The following is a 17,019-nucleotide window of genomic DNA, read 5'->3' as shown; positions in this document are numbered from 1 at the left end:
CACTCCTAAAAAATTCGGTCGTTTCCTATCTGACATTGTCAATTGCGAAGGTCGGCGCTATCTGGGCCTGAGGAATCATAGCACCGTTCAAATCCTTGATCACAGCAGTTGCGCCGGTACTGAACTGGCTTGCTTGCGGGTTGGAACCATCCTTTATCGCAAGGCTGACTGTCCCCAATATACTGCCCACAGGGGTGCCGGAGGCTGAAATGAGTACCACCCTCACGCTCGAAGGCGTCACCCGCTCCCAAACATTAAGTGCACTGTTCGGGGTTATGCCGGTAACTGAATACTGGGCAAAGACCGGGAACGTGACATCTGCGGCACCTACCGGTCCGGTAGCGGTTCCTGTGGTGCCGATCTTCAGATCTGCAGCCGTCGGCGCAGAAGGAGAGGCGCTGTTGCCGCCGCATCCTGCCAGGGAAACCAGAAAGATCAAGAGCATTGCTGATTGCAGATAGGTCATTACGGTTCTCCTAATCAGAAATTGATGAACCCGAGCAGTTTGCGCAGAATGATCAGGACGTCGCCACTGTCGATCACGCCGTCAGGCGTTGGAACGCCATTTACAAGCGGCGCCACGTCACCGCGAAGGAGCAGGAAGGGCGTTGCATCGGCACGTCCCATAGCTATCTGAAGCGCTTTGATGGCGTCTGTTATGTCCGGCGGGCTGTTGTCATTCCCCAGGCGGCCGTTTCTGGTGCTGTTGCCGGCCTGGTCGAGGCCGAACAGGTTCATGGTCGCCGGGTCGTATGCCGATGGCAGGGTAATGGTCCAACTGCCGCTGGCGCCCACGATCAACGGGGTTATCAAATCGGTGCCGTCGGATCTCTTCACAAAGATCGTTGCTCCCGGTTCAAGAGTGCCGTTCAGGGTGGTCGACTGGCCGGCAAACTGATCGATTGAGAATCCGGCCGGAGGCGAGGTCTTTACATAACGGCTCCGGTAGGCAGTTGCCGTGTTGCCGAAGGCGTCGGTTGCCGAAAGTGCCAGGAGGTGAACGCCATTGGCAATGCCGCTTCGGTTGAGAGTGAATGTTGCCGGCGCTCCCGGGATGAAGGTTACCGGTATGTCCGAACCGTCCATGGTGACAGTGACCGCTGCGGCCCCGGCAATGCCGGTCAGTGACAGGTCAGTGCTGTCGGTGGCCAGGTCGTTCGCCGGGGCGTTAACCGTAATGGTCGGCATGTCAGCGGCTACTCTGGTTACGGTCAAGGAGGCACTGGTCAAAGGATTGGTGCCGTCCATGGCCGTTGCCTGGATGGCGTTGATCCCGTTATCGAGATTGATCCCTGTTGCGCTCCAGGTGCCGGCAGGTCCGAGGTTTGCCTGAACAGTTGTAGGTGTGCCGTTGATCGTAAAGCCGATGCTGACAGAGGTAGCGCTGGTCGGCATAGTGCCGGACAGATCGAGCGCCGCGGACGAGGTAACGCTGCCGTCGGTAGCAGTGGTGGCGGTAATGGTGGCCCGGCCGTTAGTCGGGTCGAAGGTGATGGTGCGGCTGTCGGTCGCGCTGTTGCCGGCTTTGTCGTATACCGTAGTCGCGACGGTATTGGTGCCTCCGTTCAGGAGCACCGGATAGGCGAACGTCTCTCCCTGCACAATGACGGCGACCGGCGAGCCGTTGTTGATGGTGGCGGTCAGACGGTCAAAGTTTTCATTTATAGCAACAGTGCCGCGAACGGTGAGAAGCTGGGTTGCCGTAGTGCTGCCCGAGACAAGGGTCGCGGCATGCATCTCCGGAGCAGACAGCACAACGTTTATTGTCGCGGCAAGGGTAGAGCCGGTTTTGCCTCCCAGGGAACCGGCGATTGTGAAGAAGTTGGCGCCCTCGGCAAGTGTTGCGGCGAAGCTCCAGAACGTCCCGGAAACGGTCGCCGCCGCGCCGTTGACAGTCACGGTGCCGCCGCTCTCAATGGTTCCGGACAATGTTTGGCTGGTGCTGTTCGTCGGGGTTGTTACCGGATTGATGGTCATGGCCACGGCATTGGCGGCGCTGAAGTTAATGGTTCTGGTGAGCGTGGCCGGATTGTTGGCGCTGTCATAGGCCTTTATGCTGATAATGTTTGCCCCGCTAGCCAGGTTGCTTACCGTGGCGTTCCAGGTGCTGGTGCCGATTGAGTTGGTGGGAGAATAGGCAACCGGACCTGTCGTTGCCGCGGTATCGGCGGTCAGCGTCACTAAGGCCCCGGTCTCAACCGTACCGGAGAAGGTTACGCTGCTCTGGTTGGTCGATATCCCCGAAGCAGGGAACGCGGTCAGTGACGGTGGCGTAACATCCACATCGACCGGGGTTGCGCCGCCGTCAATTGAAAAGGCTGTCAATGAGCCGATGCCGTTGGCAACTATAAGGCGGCTGTTGATGTTGTCGAAAACGACATCGGAAGGGTTCCTGAGCTTGCCGTTACCCCGGCCGTAACCGCCGATCTCTTTCAGAAACGTGCCGTTTCCGCCGGGGTCTATCACCTGGACCCTGCTTTGAAATGAATCGAGGACGTACATTCTGTAAAGATTTTGGCTGGCATCCCTGGTGTACTCGAACACGAGCCCCTCCGGAGAGGTGAATGACAGCTGCCCCGAACCTAGGCTGCCGATGCTTTTTTGGAACGAATAAGTAAGGTCGAAGAACTGTACCCGGCCATTAAAGGTGTCGGCCACTGCAATCTGCCGGGATTTCTTTTCAAAGGCCAGGCCGGTCGGCATCGAAAACTGGCCGTTACCGGTTCCGGTGCTGCCGAAACTGTTGGCAGGCTTGCCGCTCGCTGCGACTCCGGTGGTTATGGGCTGCCCCAGCCGGTCGAAGACCAGAATGCAGTCGGCAAGACTGTCGGAAACAAAGATGTTGCCGGTCACCGGATCGATTGCCACGCCGTTGGCATATTGGAATACGAAGGTCGATCCCTGAGAATCCTTCATGGTAAACAGAGCACTCCCCGAACCTGAGACTACCGAGACCCTGTCCTTCTGGCTGACCACCAGGTCCTGATTGTCGGTAACCGCAACTCCTTGGGGTGACGGGACCGGTATTGCGGCGATCCATTTGCCGGTTCGGTCATATTTGTTGATCCCGCCGCCGCGTGGGTCAGTGAGATAGATATGCATGAACTGATCTACTGCCAGCCGGACCGGCGAGCTGACATGACTCGTCACTGCCGGCAGGTTGTCAACGGCCGGGGAGGCGGCAGCCAGACACGAACCGGCAAAAGCGGTGAGCAGAACCATTCCCCTGATAATATTGTAGATGAAGCGGACGATCATCGGTCGATCCCTCCGTTATTGCCAGCTCTCGGAACCATGGCAAACACCAACGCTGAATTGGGCCGGGTTATTGCCGGGCGAGCAGCGCCCGCCGCTGTAATTTACCGGGCCTCTGATGGTGAGCCCTGGGCTGAGTTCGAAGATCGGGGTGGCCATGTTGCTGAAATGGCTGTTGCTGCCGCTTGAAACGCTCATATCGTGGCAGTCCGTGCATTGCAGCCTGATAGAATTTACGTGACGGCTGTGCTGGCCGGAGAAGTAGCTGTTGTATTGCGGTGTCTGGCTGGCAGTCCCCTGGGTATGACATGCGATGCACTCTGCTGCCGCATTGATGGCCCCGGTTCCCCATGGCGGGGTGGTCACGCCGCCGTGACACCTGATATTCCGGCAGGTCAATGAAGCGGTCACGCTCCCGGAACCGGTCTTGGCGGCAAAGTCCTGAGAGATGGCTGTCGAGACGTTGGCGAAGCCGCGCGATCCATGCCGCGGAGTGCCGCTTCCGGCGCCGTCGTGACAGGCCGTACAGAGGGTTGCGATGCTTGCCACGGCGCTGTGCGCAGCATGGCTGCCTGTTGCCGGGGGCTTGGCGTGACAGGAGACGCACTGGCCGGCCACCGGCGGCATGACCGCGCCTGCACGATTGTGGCAAGAACTGCAGGCCGGTCCGCTTCCTCCTTGGTAAAGGGAACCATGGCAAAGGGTGCAGGCGCCTGCTATGTTGCCGGCAGCGGCGTGGTTATTCCAGCTTGCCGGAAATCCCGCAACCTTGGCCGGATCAACCGGAGGGTGGGCGGTGCCGGTCTTGTGGCAATCTTCGCAACCGTTGGTGAGCGATCCGATCGTTACGTTGAACCTGGGGTTGCTCCCCGGGACGGTTCCGGTGGCGTGGCAGGCTCCGCAGCCGGCGATGTCCGCATTTGCTTGCGGGCCGTGAAGGTTTGCCGCCTTGAACGGCAATTGGTGGGTTACTCTCGGGCCGTGACCGTTTGCATGGCAGGGACCGGCAGGAAATCCGGCCAAGCCGGTGGTGCAGTTGACGCTGGCGATCCCGCCGTCAAGATTGACTCCGTGACACTCCTTGCACTGTTGGGCGCCATCGGCAATAAAGGCCGTTGAAAAGGCATTGCGGTGTGCCGTGTACCAGTCGGCCGGGTGCTTTCCGGATGCGTTGACGCTCGGGGCCTTGCTGTTTGAGCTGCCGCACCCCTGGAGGGCCATAGTTATGACAGCTGCAAGGAGTATGAAGTTCATTTGACGTGTGGTCATCGGGGTCTCCTGATAAAAGATGTGAAAAGTGAAATGTGAAGGGTGAAAAAGATTTTAAGATTTAATCCATTTCACTATTCACTCTTCACCATTCACCGCTTACCGGTGGCAGGTCACGCATTTTTCGTTGTTTGCCCGTCCGTGGCAGCGGTAGCAGCCGGTCGGGTCAAGCTTGCCCTCGAACTTGTGCCGGGTCATGTAGTCCCCGCGGTGGACCAGGTCGCGGTCCGGCCGGTCCCCCAGCTTCAGCGAGGGTTTTATCTCGTTGTGATTCGCATGGCAGTCGGTGCAGAACGATTGTTTGTGGCAGATCGCGCAGGTCCGTTCCTCTGACTGGGCCGCAAAACGGTGGTCCTTCACGAACGACGGGGTATGATCGAATACCGCATACGGTTTCAAAGAGTCTTTGAGCGTGGCCTCGTGGCATTCGGTACAGACCGGCCTCCCTTGCGGGAGCGCTTCCGGGTGCGTCGAAGGGAGGTTGCCAGATGCGGGAAGAAGTTGGCTGCAGGCGGTCATGAGCAGCATCCCGAAGCCGAGCGCCGCCGGAATTGTCCAGGTGACACGGTTCATTGTGCGGCTCCTTTACTGTTGTAAGAATAGTTGAGTCTGAGCAGCCCCCTGACATCCTTGTCGTACCATGGGGTGTCGGCATAGGTCGCTTCACCGGAAACCCGCAAGGATGGCGTTATCGCGTATCCGCAGCCTCCGGTAATCTCGTAGGAGTCTTTTTTCCCGTAAACTGAGTCGTCGTAGATATTGCCGATGGCATCCAGGTTCACGCTGAACCGGCCGTAACTGTACATGGCGAATGCCCGCGCCTCATTGTACGACATGATACCGTTGGCTGCCGCAATCCGGGCATAGGATACACCGGTGTTGAGCTTGTCTAGAGGGGTCAGGCGGATCTCCCCGCCGTAACGGTCCGAGTTACCTTTGCTGTCCCGCTTGAAATGCCTATATTCCAGCGAAACCTCAGCAGGGAAGGGGAGTTTGGTGATCCGGTAGGAGACGGTCGCGCCGTGCGACCGGAATTTATCGCCGTTGTTCGGGTTGAAGAGCGACGGCACATTGGTGAAGGCAAAATAGTCTTTGAGACGGATATCGGTATAATGAACGGCTGCGGTAAGCCCGGAAACCGGGCGGACCGACAGGAGGTAGGAGTGTTCGGCAATCTCTTCGGTGGTGCCGTTGTAGCTGCTCCGTCCCGAAAGCTCGACCATCCGGTGGGGAGAGAACCAGATGTCGCCACCCAGCATCTGCCTCTTTTCTTTTCCGTACAGAGTCGGGGAGTCGGCTTCGTGAAGCCCGGAAACCCCGAGATCGAGAATCCCGCCGTAGCGGTAGCCGAGCCTGCCGCCGCCGATATATTTCCCCTTGGTCATGCCGTCACGGTCCAGCCTGACCGGGATGCCGCCGAATGCGGCAATGGTAAACCCCTTGTTGAGGTCGGTCCGGGCATACACCCCGTCGATCTGCTCCGCCGCAATCCCTTCATAAACGAAGAACCGTCCGGCTTTTACCCGGGCATTGGCCTTATCGAAGCGGTACTGCAGGTAGCCGTATGTGAAATTCCCGTCGGTCGAGCGGGGTGTTGTGCTCTCAGCGCTGTCATCGGCAAGGTCCAGGCGCCCCCAGCCGTAAAAGTGCATGGAAAGGCCTTTGATGCTGATATCTTCGGCATCGAATCCGAGATATTGGGTCGCCGGGGCAACCGTTTGCTTCGCAAAGCCGGGTACACTCCGCTCCTCTATCCGGATGATCGTTGTGCCATCAGCGCCGATTTCAACGCCAGCGGCCATGGACGGTAACAGAAGGGCGAGAAGGGTGGCCATACTTGCCAGACGCTTCATAGAGTCGCTCCATTAGAGGAAATGATTCAATTGTGCTAAGTGTACCTGAGAGCAATATCAAGTCAAATCGGTGAAAGGAGATGCTTAATCTTTGTACAGGAGCAGTATCCATGCCTTAAAAGCGCATTTAAGTAATTGTCTTTTATAACGGTGGGTTGGCGACGCAGGGGAGAAAAATGCGTATCAGTAACGTGCAACATTACTTGAGATATGGTACAGGCGAAACTTAATGAACGTGTAAAATCAGTGGGTTACGTTGAGAAAAAAATAATTGGCATGCAATAAATGTTGCATGAATTTATTGGACCGGTCAGCGACGTTGTCGTTATCAACTCTTTCTTGCAATTCCCAGTATCCGTCCCATGATGAGTCCTATGACAGCTGCTATGATGCTGAACATGGCCCCCATTTTGGCGGCACCGCCGATTATCGGATTGCTGAATGCCTCACCCGCGACAAACAGGGCAACCGTAAACCCGGTACCGGCGATCATCCCTGCCGTCAACAAATCTCTGTGGTTCATCCCGTGAGGCAGGCTAAATCCGAACTTTGCCGCCAGCGCTCCGAAGCAGAAAATACCGCATGTTTTGCCAATTATTAGTGACGCCAAAACAAGTCCGGTTACTGTCCCCATGCTTGAGAACTGCACCCCCGCATTGGCCAGCCCAAACATAAACATCCCGAAATCGACAACTACCTTCCATTCATGCTCGAATCTTGCTAACGGAGTATGGTCGCCCGGGTCTTCTTCAAAGAAATGTTTATGTTCAGCTTTGGCGTGGGGAAGAAAAGGGATTATGAAGACGAGCGCCAGGGCCGGGTGCAGGTGGGCATTGTGCAGGCCGGTCCAGCTCATGATTCCGCCTGCCAGGATGTAGGGCCAGTAGTTGCGCAGATTGACACGGCGCATCAGGTAGGCAATCGCCATTCCGGAAGCTGTCAACAGAAGCCATAAAGGTTCTGTCGGCATGTTGGGATCCGGGTAGAAAATCGCGATTATGGCAAGACCGATCGCATCGTCGGCAACAGCGAGCAAGAGGAGGTAGGATACTGCTGGATGGCCTGCCCCGAATACCGTTCTTGCTGCCAGCCATGCCAGGGCGATGTCCGTTGCTGTAGGAATGCCCCAGCCGTTCCTTAACTCCGGAGTTCCAATCAAAGCATTCAACCCGAAATAAATCGCAACCGGGCCAAGTACGCCGCCAATCGTGCCGAGAAGTGGATTTACCGCCTTGGAAATCGGGTTCAGGTCGCCGCCCGGCAGAAAACTTTGGGTAATTTCAACGGCTGCAATACCAAAGAAGAGCACCATGAACAGTTCGTTGGCAACGAAATGAAAGGAGAGCCCGCCCAGAAAGGGGGTTGAATTGAAGTGGGCGTACCCTGACGGGTCAATATTGGCCCATAAGATGGCAACGGCAACACCGGCCAGCAGCGGCACGGAAAATTCGCGGAGAAGGTTGAGTCGGTGCTTCATGGTTTTCCCAGATGCGTGACGCGGGGATGGAATTCACTCACCACGTTTGTACAATAAACAAAGGCGCTTTTCCAAGCGCATTTATATATCCCCTTTGGTGAGAGGCTCTGTAAATAGGGCAGTGCCCTTGCCTCAGGGAGTCTGGGATTTGCAGATTGCGATCAGCGCTTCGAGCGCATTGGTTGTGGTGAGTATACCCACAAGATGATCTGACGAGTCGATCACCAGTACGCCGTTCAGTTTACGGTCATGAATCAGTTGAGCACAGCTGGCAAGGTCGGTGTCTGGCGTAACCCGGTATGGTTTGGGGTTCATCGCCTCGGTAACCGGTGTCTTTGCCAGGAAGTAATGGACCTCCCAGGTGTCGAGTGAGGTCGATTTGCTCGGTTTGAAGTCCAGGACCATTTTTTCGGTCAGGATTCCGGCGATCTTCTGCCCGTCCATCACCGGCAGGCGGCGGATGTTTTTCTCCTTCATCAGGTGCATCGCCTCGATGATGGTCGCGTCCTTGTCGATCGTGACGGGGTTTGGGGTCATCCAGTGCGCAACTTTATACATATCGCCCCCTTGTACATCTCCTCCTGCAGTCTCAAACACCCAGGTACGCCGTCTTTATATGCTCATTATCGAGCAGTGTGGCACCCGTGCCTTCCATGACGAGTTTGCCTGAAGCAAGCACATAGGCTTTATCGGCAATCGCCAGGGAGAGTTTGACGTTCTGTTCGACGATCAGGATTGTCATCCCTTCGCTACGGATTGTTTTGATTACCTCAAAAATATCACGCACCAGAATGGGTGCCAGCCCGAGAGACGGTTCATCGAACATGATCAGCTTCGGCTTGGACATCAGACCTCGTCCTATAGCCACCATCTGCTGCTCTCCTCCGCTCAGCGTTCCGGCAAGTTGCTTGCGCCGCTCTTTTAAACGGGGGAACAGTTCGTAAACCATGGTTTTTGTCTCTTCACGCAATTTTTTCGCATTTCCCTTAAGTGAGCCCAGGTCGAGGTTCTCTTCAACGGTCATCTCGACAAAAAGCCGCCGAGCTTCTGGAACATGCGCCAGTCCGGTCTCGATCAGATCGTATGGCTCCATCTGATTGATCTCTTTTCCATCGAAGATGATCTTCCCCCCGGAAGGTTTGACAATGCCGGAGATAGTCTTGAGGATAGTCGATTTGCCGGCGCCGTTAGCGCCGATCAGGGCGGCGATTTCACCACTTTGCACGGAAAAGGAAACATCCCAGACGACTTGGACATCGCCGTAACAGACGTCTATGTTTCGGATTTCAAGCATTCTGAGTTTCCCCCAGGTATGCCTCTATAACGAGCGGATTGTTCCTGATTTCATCCGGACTCCCCTCGGCGATCTTTTCCCCGTAATTAAGGACCATGATCCGGTCCGATATGGACATGATAACCTTCATGTTGTGTTCGATGATCATGATGGTGATGCTATTTCCCTTGATGTTTCTGATGATTTCGATCGACTCATTCTGCTCGGTGGGGTTCAGGCCGGCAAAGGACTCATCGAGCAGTATCAGTTCCGGTTTTGTCGCCAGTGCCCGGGCTATTTCCAGACGTTTGCGCTTGCCGAGCGGCAGCCCCTTGGAAATGACATCACGGTCATCATTCAGTCCGGTCAAAAGGAGCACTTCGGTAGCGATGGCTTCAGCCTCTGCCTTGTTTTTTGCCCGCAAAAAGGCCGAGGCGATGACATTGTCGAGAACGGACATTCTCTGGAGAGGTTTTACCACCTGGAATGTCCTTGCCATGCCGAGCGCACAGATCCTATGAGGCTTGAGACCCGATATCCTGCTCCCCTTGAAGAAGACCTCCCCCTTCGATGGGGCGTAGAACCCGTTGACGACATTGAAGAGGGTCGTCTTCCCGGCGCCGTTGGGTCCGATGAGCCCCAGTATCTCGTCTTTCCTGACATCAAAGGAGACGTCGGTCAGCGCGGCCAGGCCGCCGAAGAATCTGGATACATTTTTAAGTTCCAGTAGAGGTGTCATAAACTCTTCCTGAAGCCAAGCAGCCTTTTCAGCTTGGGGATGTCGCCGATGATGCCGTTCGGCAGAAAAATGATGATAACGATCAAGAGCAGTCCGAACAATGTGAGATGCGCGGCACCCAGCTTCGGTATGGATCTGATCAGTTCCGCCAGCAGCACCATGATGGCGGAGCCGATTATCGGGCCCCAGTAGGTCGCCACCCCGCCCACCATCACCACCATGATGACAACGATCGAAATGTCATGGAGGGCAAAGACGACTTTCGGGTCGATGTATCCCATATAGCTGGTATAAAAGGCGCCGGCAAGTCCGGTGATGACTGCGCTCAGGCAGAGCGCGATGGTCTTGTAAAAGGTGGTATCGATGCCGAGTGATTCTGCGGCATCCTGATCTTCACGGATGGCGACAAAATAGTAGCCGAGCTTGGAGCCGATTATTTTTTTTATCAGGATGAAGACCAGTACGGCCAGCGTGAGAATGATGTAGAAGTACCAGGTCTTGTCGACCCAGGTTCTTTCCCGGATCATGATGCCGAGGTTCCCTTCGGTGATGCCGGTGAGGTTTTCGGCCGTAATCCGGAGGATGACGCCGACTGCCAGGGTGCCCAGGGCGAAAAACGGTCCGCGCAGCCGGAGGCAGATGAAGCCGATGACGAGGGCGAAGAGGGCGACAACTACTATGCTCACCGGCATGCCCCACCATGCTGACAGGCCGAGTTTATGGTAGAGGATGCCCGAGGTATAGGCGCCGACCCCGAAAAACGCGGCGTGACCGAAGGAGACCTGGCCGCAGAAGCCGCCAAGGAGGTTCCATGCCATGCCGATGATGGACCACATGATGGTGATGATCAGGATATGGAGCAGGTAGGTATTGAGCCCGATCAGTGGGAGCATGGCAAGAGCTGCTATTATCAAGGCCGGGGCGAGCTTTTTCATCTGCCGAACCTCAGTTTTCTGAAGAGGGAGACGATTCCGCCCGGGATGAAGATGAGCGCGGCGATGAAGATGATGAATCTCCCCACCGGGGCCCACCCCATGCCGACATAGGTAGCGGTCAGTGATTCGAATATCCCCAGGATGAGCCCGCCGACGATGGCGCCGACCGTCGATCCCAACCCCCCGAGGATGGTGATGACAAAGGCGATAAGGGTGAATTGCCCGCCGATATCCGGATACAGGTAGTAAATAGGGATGAAAAGGCAGCCTGCTGCTCCGACCAGGGATGAGCCGAGTCCGAAGGTGATTACCCGCATCCGGTTGACATTGATCCCCATGAGCAGGGCCGCGTCGTTGTCCTGAGCCGTTGCCCTGATCGATTTGCCCAGATCGGTTTTCGTGAGAAAAAACCAGAGAATGGCAGTAATGAGGAGGGCAATGAGAAAAGAGACTGACCAGGGGAAGGAGATGGAAAGCTCAATGGGTGAACTTTTCCAGAAATCGCTCAGATACCAGGCCTTGGTGGCATAGGAGACCGGGGTGGAACGGTAGTCGGAAGCGAAGAAGATCGTCGCCAGGTTGGCCAGCACCATCCCTATCCCCACGGTCAGGATCACCTGGTTTTCCGGCAGAATCGACTCTACTTTCATCACCGGGTTGATCAGGAATTTCTGGAGTATGACGCCGAGACCGAAAAGGACCGGTGCGGCGATGAAGACCGAGAGATAGGGATCGACCTGAAAATACGAAAACAGGGCGTAGGCGATATACATGCCGACCATCATCAACTCTCCGTGAGCAAGATTGATGATCTTCATGACCCCCATGATGAGGGTCATGCCGATGGCCAGCAGCGCATAGAGCCCCCCGAGGAATATCCCGGAGATAATCGTCTGGAGAAGGACTTCAAGCTGGACGGACGTCATGGCAGATCTCCTCAGCCCTTTTCGCGTTCAGTTGCCTTGCTTTGATTTATCTCCGCTCTCTCCATTTCGGTATCGGGTAAACATATTTCTTGCTCGCATGCCGCTGAGGCCAGATGGTCTCGAACTCTCCCTTCTGTACCTGGGTGACCAGTGTATCGTTGAAGTTCTGGTTCTGATACCCCTCTTTGTCCTCGAATTTAATCGGGCCGAAGGCGGTTTTGATGTTGGTGGCTTTCAGGGCGTTGCGGATCTTTTCCGGGGTATAATCCTTCGCCCGCTCAAGTGTATCCTTCAGCACATAAATGGCCGAGTAAGCGGAGGCGCCGTGATAGGAAGGATAATCCCGGTATTTTGCCCGGTATTTTTCGGCATATTCCTTTGCCCCGGGATATTTCAGCTGCGGTGTCCAGAGGGTGGCGCTGATGACATAGTCGGCAGCATCCTTGGCATTGTCCGGAAATTCGGGGATCGAAAAACCGGCAGCGCCGCCGGCAAAGAGCTTGACATCGATCCGGAGTTCCTTGATCTGCTTCATCAGGAGGGAGGCATCCATAACGTAGGAAACCATGAAGAGGACGTCCGGCTGGGCTGCCTTGACCTTGGAGAGAATCGGCTTGAAGTCAATGGAGCCTGATTCGTACTTTTCCTTGAGCAGGACCTTGATACCGAGCTTTTCCGCATCCTTGACCATGGCATCGGCTCCCGAGGTGCCGAAGGCGGAGCTTTCATAGAGGATGGCGATTGTTTTCGGTTTTACGACCTGTTTGAAGAAATCGATGACGCCGTCGGCATAATGGGCATTGACGGCATTCTGGCGGAACACATATTTGTAGTTCTGGCGGGTGATGGCGTCATCGGCGCTGGCAACGATGAGATACGGGGTTTTCCGCTCTTCGGCAACGGCGGCTACCGCCTTGGCGCAGGATGAGGTGTACTCGCCGACAATAATCGGCTGTTTCTTCGAATCGATCAGTTTTTCCACTATTGCCCGGGCGGTTTCCGGCTTGGCTCCTGAATCCTCGAAGGAGAGGACCAGTTTCTGTTTCCTGATGCCACCCTTGGCATTGATCTCCTCAGCCGCCATCTGATAGGAACGTTTCATCATTTCACCGAATTTCGCCTGTTGACCGGTAAGGGGAATGGGGATGACGATTTCGGGTAGGTTCGCAGCTAAAAGTGACGATGGCAGAAGGACGAACAGAAACAGAATCAAAACATCCAAGGCATTCTTTTTCATACATACCTCCCATTTGGTAATGCTGCTTTAATAAATTAAATTGTAGCTGTTTTTTAATTGTATACAAGCAAATATCTGTCTGATCAGTATCTTGCCATAATTATCCGCAGCCATTTTCTATCTGATTTGATGACCAGTTACCAAGCCGAATAACATGGTTTTCATGAATAAAAAAAGGCCGGAGGAAATCCTCCGGCCAGAAAGGAGCACACATGGCAGAGTGTGCTCTTACTGCATTATAAAGGCCTTGTACACGATAATATCAAACCAGCTTCGTCGGGATCGGCGGCAACGGCATCCAGTGGGTAAATACCGGAACCTGCTTCCGGTTGATCCGGGCCGTGCAGGTTGAGATACTCTCTTTTGTGCCGACACAGGTGTGGTCATCACCCAGAACCCGGTACGGAGTGAAAAGAAGAACCCGCTCGCTCTCATCAGGAAGATGCTCGGAAATGGGAATCCATTCCATTACGCTCATAACAAACCCCCGTGAAAATGGTGCTTCAGTACGTCCTGAATCAGCCCTCAACAACGGGCAATGCCCCTCTTTATGTTCCTGTTGTACAGGAGCGCTGCCACGGTGACCAGCCAGGGACCGGCAATCAGAAGGATGCTCATGGCATTGGTAACCAGGAACTCCATCCTTGACTGGTCAGCGACATGGCTGTTGATCACCCCGCTGGCGACCAGGGCGCGCATGACGGCAATTGCCACCAGCGGCACGGCAAACGCGATCCCCATAAACAGCCAACGAGTGCTCTGCATCCGTTGCAGCCTCCAGATGAGCATCAGCTGGCAGAGCGCGTTCAGGAGCACTATCACGTAAATTAAGATATGGTCGTGCATCTGGTCTCTCCTAAGTATCCAAGGCCGTTCCTTACATCATCCCCATTACCTTTGGCAGCCAGATGGACAGCGACGGCCAATAGGTAACGATAATAAGGAAAATCACCATGGTGCTGAGCCATGGTAATACCGCCATCGTAAGCTCGGTAATACTGAGCTTTGAAATGCCGCTGGCGACATAGAGGTTTAGTCCCACCGGCGGATGACAGAGGCCGACTTCCATGTTGGCGTCGATCAGGATGCCGAAGTGTACCGGATCGATGCCGAGGCGCATCGCGGCCGGGAAGAGGATCGGGGCAAAGATCAGGATGATGGAGGATGGCTCCATCACGTTGCCTGCCAAGAGCAGCACCACGTTAACGAAGATCAGGAAGGTCACGACACCTAAGTCCTTGCCGAGAATCCAGTCCGCCATGGCCTGGGGGATATTCTCGTGGGACATCAGGAACGAGAACAGCACCGCGTTGGTGATGATATAGAGCAGCATGGCGCTCAGGTTGGCCGAGTTGAGCAGTACCCTCGGCACGTCTTTCATCCCCATGTCCTTATAGACGAATACGGAGATGAAGAAGGCATACACCGCCGACATTGCGGCCGCCTCGGTGGCGGTAAAGATACCGGAATAGATCCCTCCGACGATGATAACCACGAGCATCAAGCCCCAGACACTCTTGCGGAAGGCGCTGATGCGCTCACCCCAGCTGGCTTTCGGCAAACGCGCGTAGCCGCGTTTCTTGGAGACATACCAGGTAACGGCGCAGAGCATGGTCGTAAGCAGTATCCCCGGCAACAGGCCGGCAACGAAGAGGGCGCCGATCGAGGTATTGGTCGCGATTGCATAGACCACCTTGGGGATCGATGGTAGCATGAGGATGCCGAGAGAACCGGCACAAACTATGATGCCGGCGCCGAAGCGCATCGGATAGCCCTGTCTGACCATGGCCGGAAGGATGATCGAACCGATGGCCACTACCGTGGCGACGCTGGAACCGCAAACCAGGGCAAACATGGCGCAGGCGATGATGCCGGCAAGCCCCAGACCGCCGTGGAAATGGCCGATCATGCTGGTGGCAAAGGCTATCATCCTTCGGGCCACACCGCCGTGGGTAAGGAAGTTCCCGGCCAGGATGAAGAACGGAATGGCCATGATCTCGAACTTCTCGATGCCGGTGAACAGTTTGAGCGCCACCGCTTCGATCGGCACGTTGGTCAGGAGATAGAGAAAGGTGAGGACGGTCAGCCCGAGGGCGATGGACACCGGCACTCCGGTCAGCATCAGTGCCAAGAGTAGTGCGAACACAATGCCGACATTGCCGTAGTATAGGCTGACACCGATCAGGAGTGTTGAAATTCCCACTAGCCAGGCGCCGGCCCGGGTCTTGCTCATGGGAGGTATGGCATTCAATGCCAGTTCCGCTGTGCTCATTTCGTCATACCTCCTTCAATAACCGCATCTTCATGTGTTATCGGGTCGTGCAAAACACCCGGCACGTCTTCCGTTACTTCATCAATCCCCTCTACATGGCCTTCGTTGTGGCGCGGCAGCTCTCCATACCGCAGGAAACGGTATCCGACCTGGATAAAACGGAAGCACATCAGGTACGAACCGAGCGGCACGGCCGAGTAGATGATCCAGGTCGGCCATTCCAGGTCCGGGGTGATGGGGCCTTCGGTCAGATCGGCCAGATTCATCCCCAGTTTGTTGAACACGGCGTAGTGCATGCCGTTCTCCCAGACAAACGTGGCGCCCAGGGTGCCGATGATGCCGGTGAAAATGGTGCCGCAGATGATGGCCACCATCACCCCTTTTTGGCGCCAGTCTACCGGAAGCCGGTTGACGAGCACATCCACGCCGACGTGGATGCCGGAACGAACACCATAGGCTGCGCCGAACTTGGCCATCCAGACGAACATGTAGATGCACAGCTCCTGGGCCCAGCTGAGGTTGAGCTGGATCAGCCAATCCTGAACGCCCGGGATCGGCAACCCGGCGCCATAACGGTGGATGATCGATACGAAGATGATGAGCGTTGCCGCGCCCATGAGGAAGGTGATGATCCATTCCTCGAGATGATCAAGATATTTCATGACCCCAACTCCTGGATTTAGTCGCTAAAATGGCCGCTGCTGTCAGCACAGCGGCCATGCTTTCCCGATCGGCCGGTCGCTACGGCTTGTAGCCGGTGGCGGCGTACGCTTCCTTGACGATGTCGGCGCCGATCCTGCCCATGTTATCCTTGTGGGCCTTGTCCATCGCCTTCTTCCAGGCGGCCTTTTCCTGCGCAGTCAGGGTGACGAGCTGTGACTTGCCGGATTTCTTCACGCCTGCCAAGGCTTCGTCATTATCCTTCTTGGCTACGTCGTTGGCAAATTTTGTGGCATCCTTCATGGCGCTTTCCAGGGCGGTGCGGATATCTGCCGGCAGCCCTTGCCAGAACTTCTTGTTGACGATAACGGCGTAACCAAGATAGCCATGGTCGGAGAGTGTTACGTATTTCTGCACTTCATGCATCTTCTGGGTGTAGAGGTTTGAAGGGGGGTTCTCGGTGCCGTTTACAACGCCGGTCTGCAGGGCCTGGTAAACCTCGGAGAAGGCCATGACCTGGGGAATGGCGCCCATTGAGCGCATCTCGGAATCGAGCACCTTGGAGGACTGGATCCGCATCTTCTGGCCACGGAAGTCGGCAACTGCTTTGAGCGGTTTGTTGGCGCTCATCACCTTGAAACCGTTGTCCCAGTAAGCAAGGCCGAGAATCCCCTTGGGCTCCAGCTTCTTGAGCAGTTTGGCCCCCACCGGCCCCTGGGTTACCTTGTGCAGTTCCTGGTAGCTATCGAAGAGAAATGGGAGATCGAACACCTCGAATTCCTTTACCCCCAGCGGGGCGAACTTCGAGAGTGCAGGGGCCAGCATCTGCACGGCGCCGAGCTGCAGCGCCTCCATCTCTTCCTTGTCCTTGTAGAGCTGGCTGTTGGGATAGACCTCCACCTTGACCCGCCCCTTGGTCCGCTCTTCGGCGAGTTTCTTGAAATAGTCGGCGGCCTGCCCTTTGGGGGTGTTCTGCGCGACTACGTGACTGAACTTGATGATAATCGGGGCGGCCAAGGCGTTGGTGGCGAATGTTACTACCATGGCGAGGGTCAACAACAGTTTCAGTTTCATGTTTAGCTCCTTAGATGGTTTTTAGGCAACGGTGCTTCTAAAGATAATA

17 protein-coding genes are annotated in these 17,019 nt (G+C 55.7%); all 17 read right to left on the bottom strand.

The window, feature by feature from the left end:
- Positions 1–25: 25 nt before the first annotated feature.
- Positions 26–466 (bottom strand): hypothetical protein, encoded by a 441-nt coding sequence (locus OR1_RS00410; RefSeq protein WP_041969277.1) that lies wholly within the window; start codon positions 464–466, stop codon positions 26–28.
- A 14-nt stretch (positions 467–480) separates the two neighbouring features.
- Complete coding sequence (locus OR1_RS00405) at positions 481–3,258, bottom strand: Ig-like domain-containing protein (RefSeq protein ID WP_041969276.1); 2,778 nt, start codon at positions 3,256–3,258, stop codon at positions 481–483.
- Positions 3,259–3,273: 15 nt separating this feature from the next.
- Complete coding sequence (locus OR1_RS00400) at positions 3,274–4,524, bottom strand: CxxxxCH/CxxCH domain-containing protein (RefSeq protein ID WP_041969274.1); 1,251 nt, start codon at positions 4,522–4,524, stop codon at positions 3,274–3,276.
- Between the two features lie 99 nt (positions 4,525–4,623).
- Entirely contained in the window at positions 4,624–5,097 is a 474-nt protein-coding gene (locus tag OR1_RS00395; protein WP_041969272.1) for a hypothetical protein, read from the bottom strand.
- Positions 5,094–6,377, bottom strand: coding sequence for a hypothetical protein (locus OR1_RS00390; protein ID WP_041969271.1), 1,284 nt, complete (start codon positions 6,375–6,377; stop codon positions 5,094–5,096). The genes OR1_RS00395 and OR1_RS00390 overlap by 4 nt, the downstream gene beginning before the upstream one ends.
- A gap of 328 nt (positions 6,378–6,705) precedes the next feature.
- The gene (locus OR1_RS00385; RefSeq protein ID WP_041969270.1) at positions 6,706–7,854 is read right to left on the bottom strand and encodes a Na+/H+ antiporter NhaA; all 1,149 of its coding nucleotides are present in this window, start codon (positions 7,852–7,854) and stop codon (positions 6,706–6,708) included.
- Positions 7,855–7,986: 132 nt separating this feature from the next.
- Positions 7,987–8,412 (bottom strand): CBS domain-containing protein, encoded by a 426-nt coding sequence (locus OR1_RS00380; protein ID WP_041969269.1) that lies wholly within the window; start codon positions 8,410–8,412, stop codon positions 7,987–7,989.
- 31 nt (positions 8,413–8,443) lie between these two features.
- On the bottom strand, positions 8,444–9,148 hold the full coding sequence (locus OR1_RS00375; protein WP_041969268.1) for an ABC transporter ATP-binding protein: 705 nt from the start codon (positions 9,146–9,148) through the stop codon (positions 8,444–8,446).
- Positions 9,141–9,866, bottom strand: a complete 726-nt coding sequence (locus OR1_RS00370; RefSeq protein WP_041969267.1) for an ABC transporter ATP-binding protein — start codon at positions 9,864–9,866, stop codon at positions 9,141–9,143. Before OR1_RS00370 ends, OR1_RS00375 begins: the two co-directional genes overlap by 8 nt.
- Positions 9,863–10,801, bottom strand: a complete 939-nt coding sequence (locus tag OR1_RS00365; RefSeq protein WP_041969266.1) for a branched-chain amino acid ABC transporter permease — start codon at positions 10,799–10,801, stop codon at positions 9,863–9,865. Before OR1_RS00365 ends, OR1_RS00370 begins: the two co-directional genes overlap by 4 nt.
- Positions 10,798–11,727 carry a branched-chain amino acid ABC transporter permease gene (locus OR1_RS00360; RefSeq protein WP_041969265.1) on the bottom strand — a complete coding sequence of 310 codons (930 nt, stop codon included), beginning with the start codon at positions 11,725–11,727 and terminating at the stop codon, positions 10,798–10,800. Before OR1_RS00360 ends, OR1_RS00365 begins: the two co-directional genes overlap by 4 nt.
- Positions 11,728–11,773: 46 nt before the next feature.
- Entirely contained in the window at positions 11,774–12,964 is a 1,191-nt protein-coding gene (locus OR1_RS00355) for an ABC transporter substrate-binding protein (protein WP_041969264.1), read from the bottom strand.
- A gap of 262 nt (positions 12,965–13,226) precedes the next feature.
- A complete protein-coding gene (locus OR1_RS00350; RefSeq protein WP_041969263.1) occupies positions 13,227–13,442 on the bottom strand; it encodes a DUF551 domain-containing protein in 216 nt (71 codons plus the stop codon).
- A gap of 47 nt (positions 13,443–13,489) precedes the next feature.
- Positions 13,490–13,810, bottom strand: a complete 321-nt coding sequence (locus tag OR1_RS00345) for a hypothetical protein (protein ID WP_041969262.1) — start codon at positions 13,808–13,810, stop codon at positions 13,490–13,492.
- Positions 13,811–13,841: 31 nt separating this feature from the next.
- Positions 13,842–15,236 (bottom strand): TRAP transporter large permease, encoded by a 1,395-nt coding sequence (locus OR1_RS00340; protein WP_052440164.1) that lies wholly within the window; start codon positions 15,234–15,236, stop codon positions 13,842–13,844.
- Positions 15,233–15,898 (bottom strand): TRAP transporter small permease, encoded by a 666-nt coding sequence (locus tag OR1_RS00335; protein ID WP_041969260.1) that lies wholly within the window; start codon positions 15,896–15,898, stop codon positions 15,233–15,235. Before OR1_RS00335 ends, OR1_RS00340 begins: the two co-directional genes overlap by 4 nt.
- Before the next feature lie 79 nt (positions 15,899–15,977).
- Positions 15,978–16,970, bottom strand: a complete 993-nt coding sequence (locus OR1_RS00330) for a TRAP transporter substrate-binding protein (protein WP_082002735.1) — start codon at positions 16,968–16,970, stop codon at positions 15,978–15,980.
- Positions 16,971–17,019 lie beyond the last annotated feature (49 nt).

This window comes from Geobacter sp. OR-1 (assembly GCF_000813145.1).
Taxonomy (GTDB): Bacteria; Desulfobacterota; Desulfuromonadia; order Geobacterales; family DSM-12255; genus Geoanaerobacter.
Note: the sequence above shows the minus strand (reverse complement) of the source record. Positions and strands in the feature narration are given on the sequence as shown.

Bases quoted from the DNA above. Each gene is read 5' to 3' on its own strand.
- OR1_RS00410 (WP_041969277.1), bottom strand. From the start codon at position 466: ATGACCTATCTGCAATCAGCAATGCTCTTGATCTTTCTGGTTTCCCTG.
- OR1_RS00405 (WP_041969276.1), bottom strand. From the start codon at position 3,258: ATGATCGTCCGCTTCATCTACAATATTATCAGGGGAATGGTTCTGCTC.
- OR1_RS00400 (WP_041969274.1), bottom strand. From the start codon at position 4,524: ATGACCACACGTCAAATGAACTTCATACTCCTTGCAGCTGTCATAACT.
- OR1_RS00395 (WP_041969272.1), bottom strand. From the start codon at position 5,097: ATGAACCGTGTCACCTGGACAATTCCGGCGGCGCTCGGCTTCGGGATG.
- OR1_RS00390 (WP_041969271.1), bottom strand. From the start codon at position 6,377: ATGAAGCGTCTGGCAAGTATGGCCACCCTTCTCGCCCTTCTGTTACCG.
- OR1_RS00385 (WP_041969270.1), bottom strand. From the start codon at position 7,854: ATGAAGCACCGACTCAACCTTCTCCGCGAATTTTCCGTGCCGCTGCTG.
- OR1_RS00380 (WP_041969269.1), bottom strand. From the start codon at position 8,412: ATGTATAAAGTTGCGCACTGGATGACCCCAAACCCCGTCACGATCGAC.
- OR1_RS00375 (WP_041969268.1), bottom strand. From the start codon at position 9,148: ATGCTTGAAATCCGAAACATAGACGTCTGTTACGGCGATGTCCAAGTC.
- OR1_RS00370 (WP_041969267.1), bottom strand. From the start codon at position 9,866: ATGACACCTCTACTGGAACTTAAAAATGTATCCAGATTCTTCGGCGGC.
- OR1_RS00365 (WP_041969266.1), bottom strand. From the start codon at position 10,801: ATGAAAAAGCTCGCCCCGGCCTTGATAATAGCAGCTCTTGCCATGCTC.
- OR1_RS00360 (WP_041969265.1), bottom strand. From the start codon at position 11,727: ATGACGTCCGTCCAGCTTGAAGTCCTTCTCCAGACGATTATCTCCGGG.
- OR1_RS00355 (WP_041969264.1), bottom strand. From the start codon at position 12,964: ATGAAAAAGAATGCCTTGGATGTTTTGATTCTGTTTCTGTTCGTCCTT.
- OR1_RS00350 (WP_041969263.1), bottom strand. From the start codon at position 13,442: ATGAGCGTAATGGAATGGATTCCCATTTCCGAGCATCTTCCTGATGAG.
- OR1_RS00345 (WP_041969262.1), bottom strand. From the start codon at position 13,810: ATGCACGACCATATCTTAATTTACGTGATAGTGCTCCTGAACGCGCTC.
- OR1_RS00340 (WP_052440164.1), bottom strand. From the start codon at position 15,236: ATGAGCACAGCGGAACTGGCATTGAATGCCATACCTCCCATGAGCAAG.
- OR1_RS00335 (WP_041969260.1), bottom strand. From the start codon at position 15,898: ATGAAATATCTTGATCATCTCGAGGAATGGATCATCACCTTCCTCATG.
- OR1_RS00330 (WP_082002735.1), bottom strand. From the start codon at position 16,970: ATGAAACTGAAACTGTTGTTGACCCTCGCCATGGTAGTAACATTCGCC.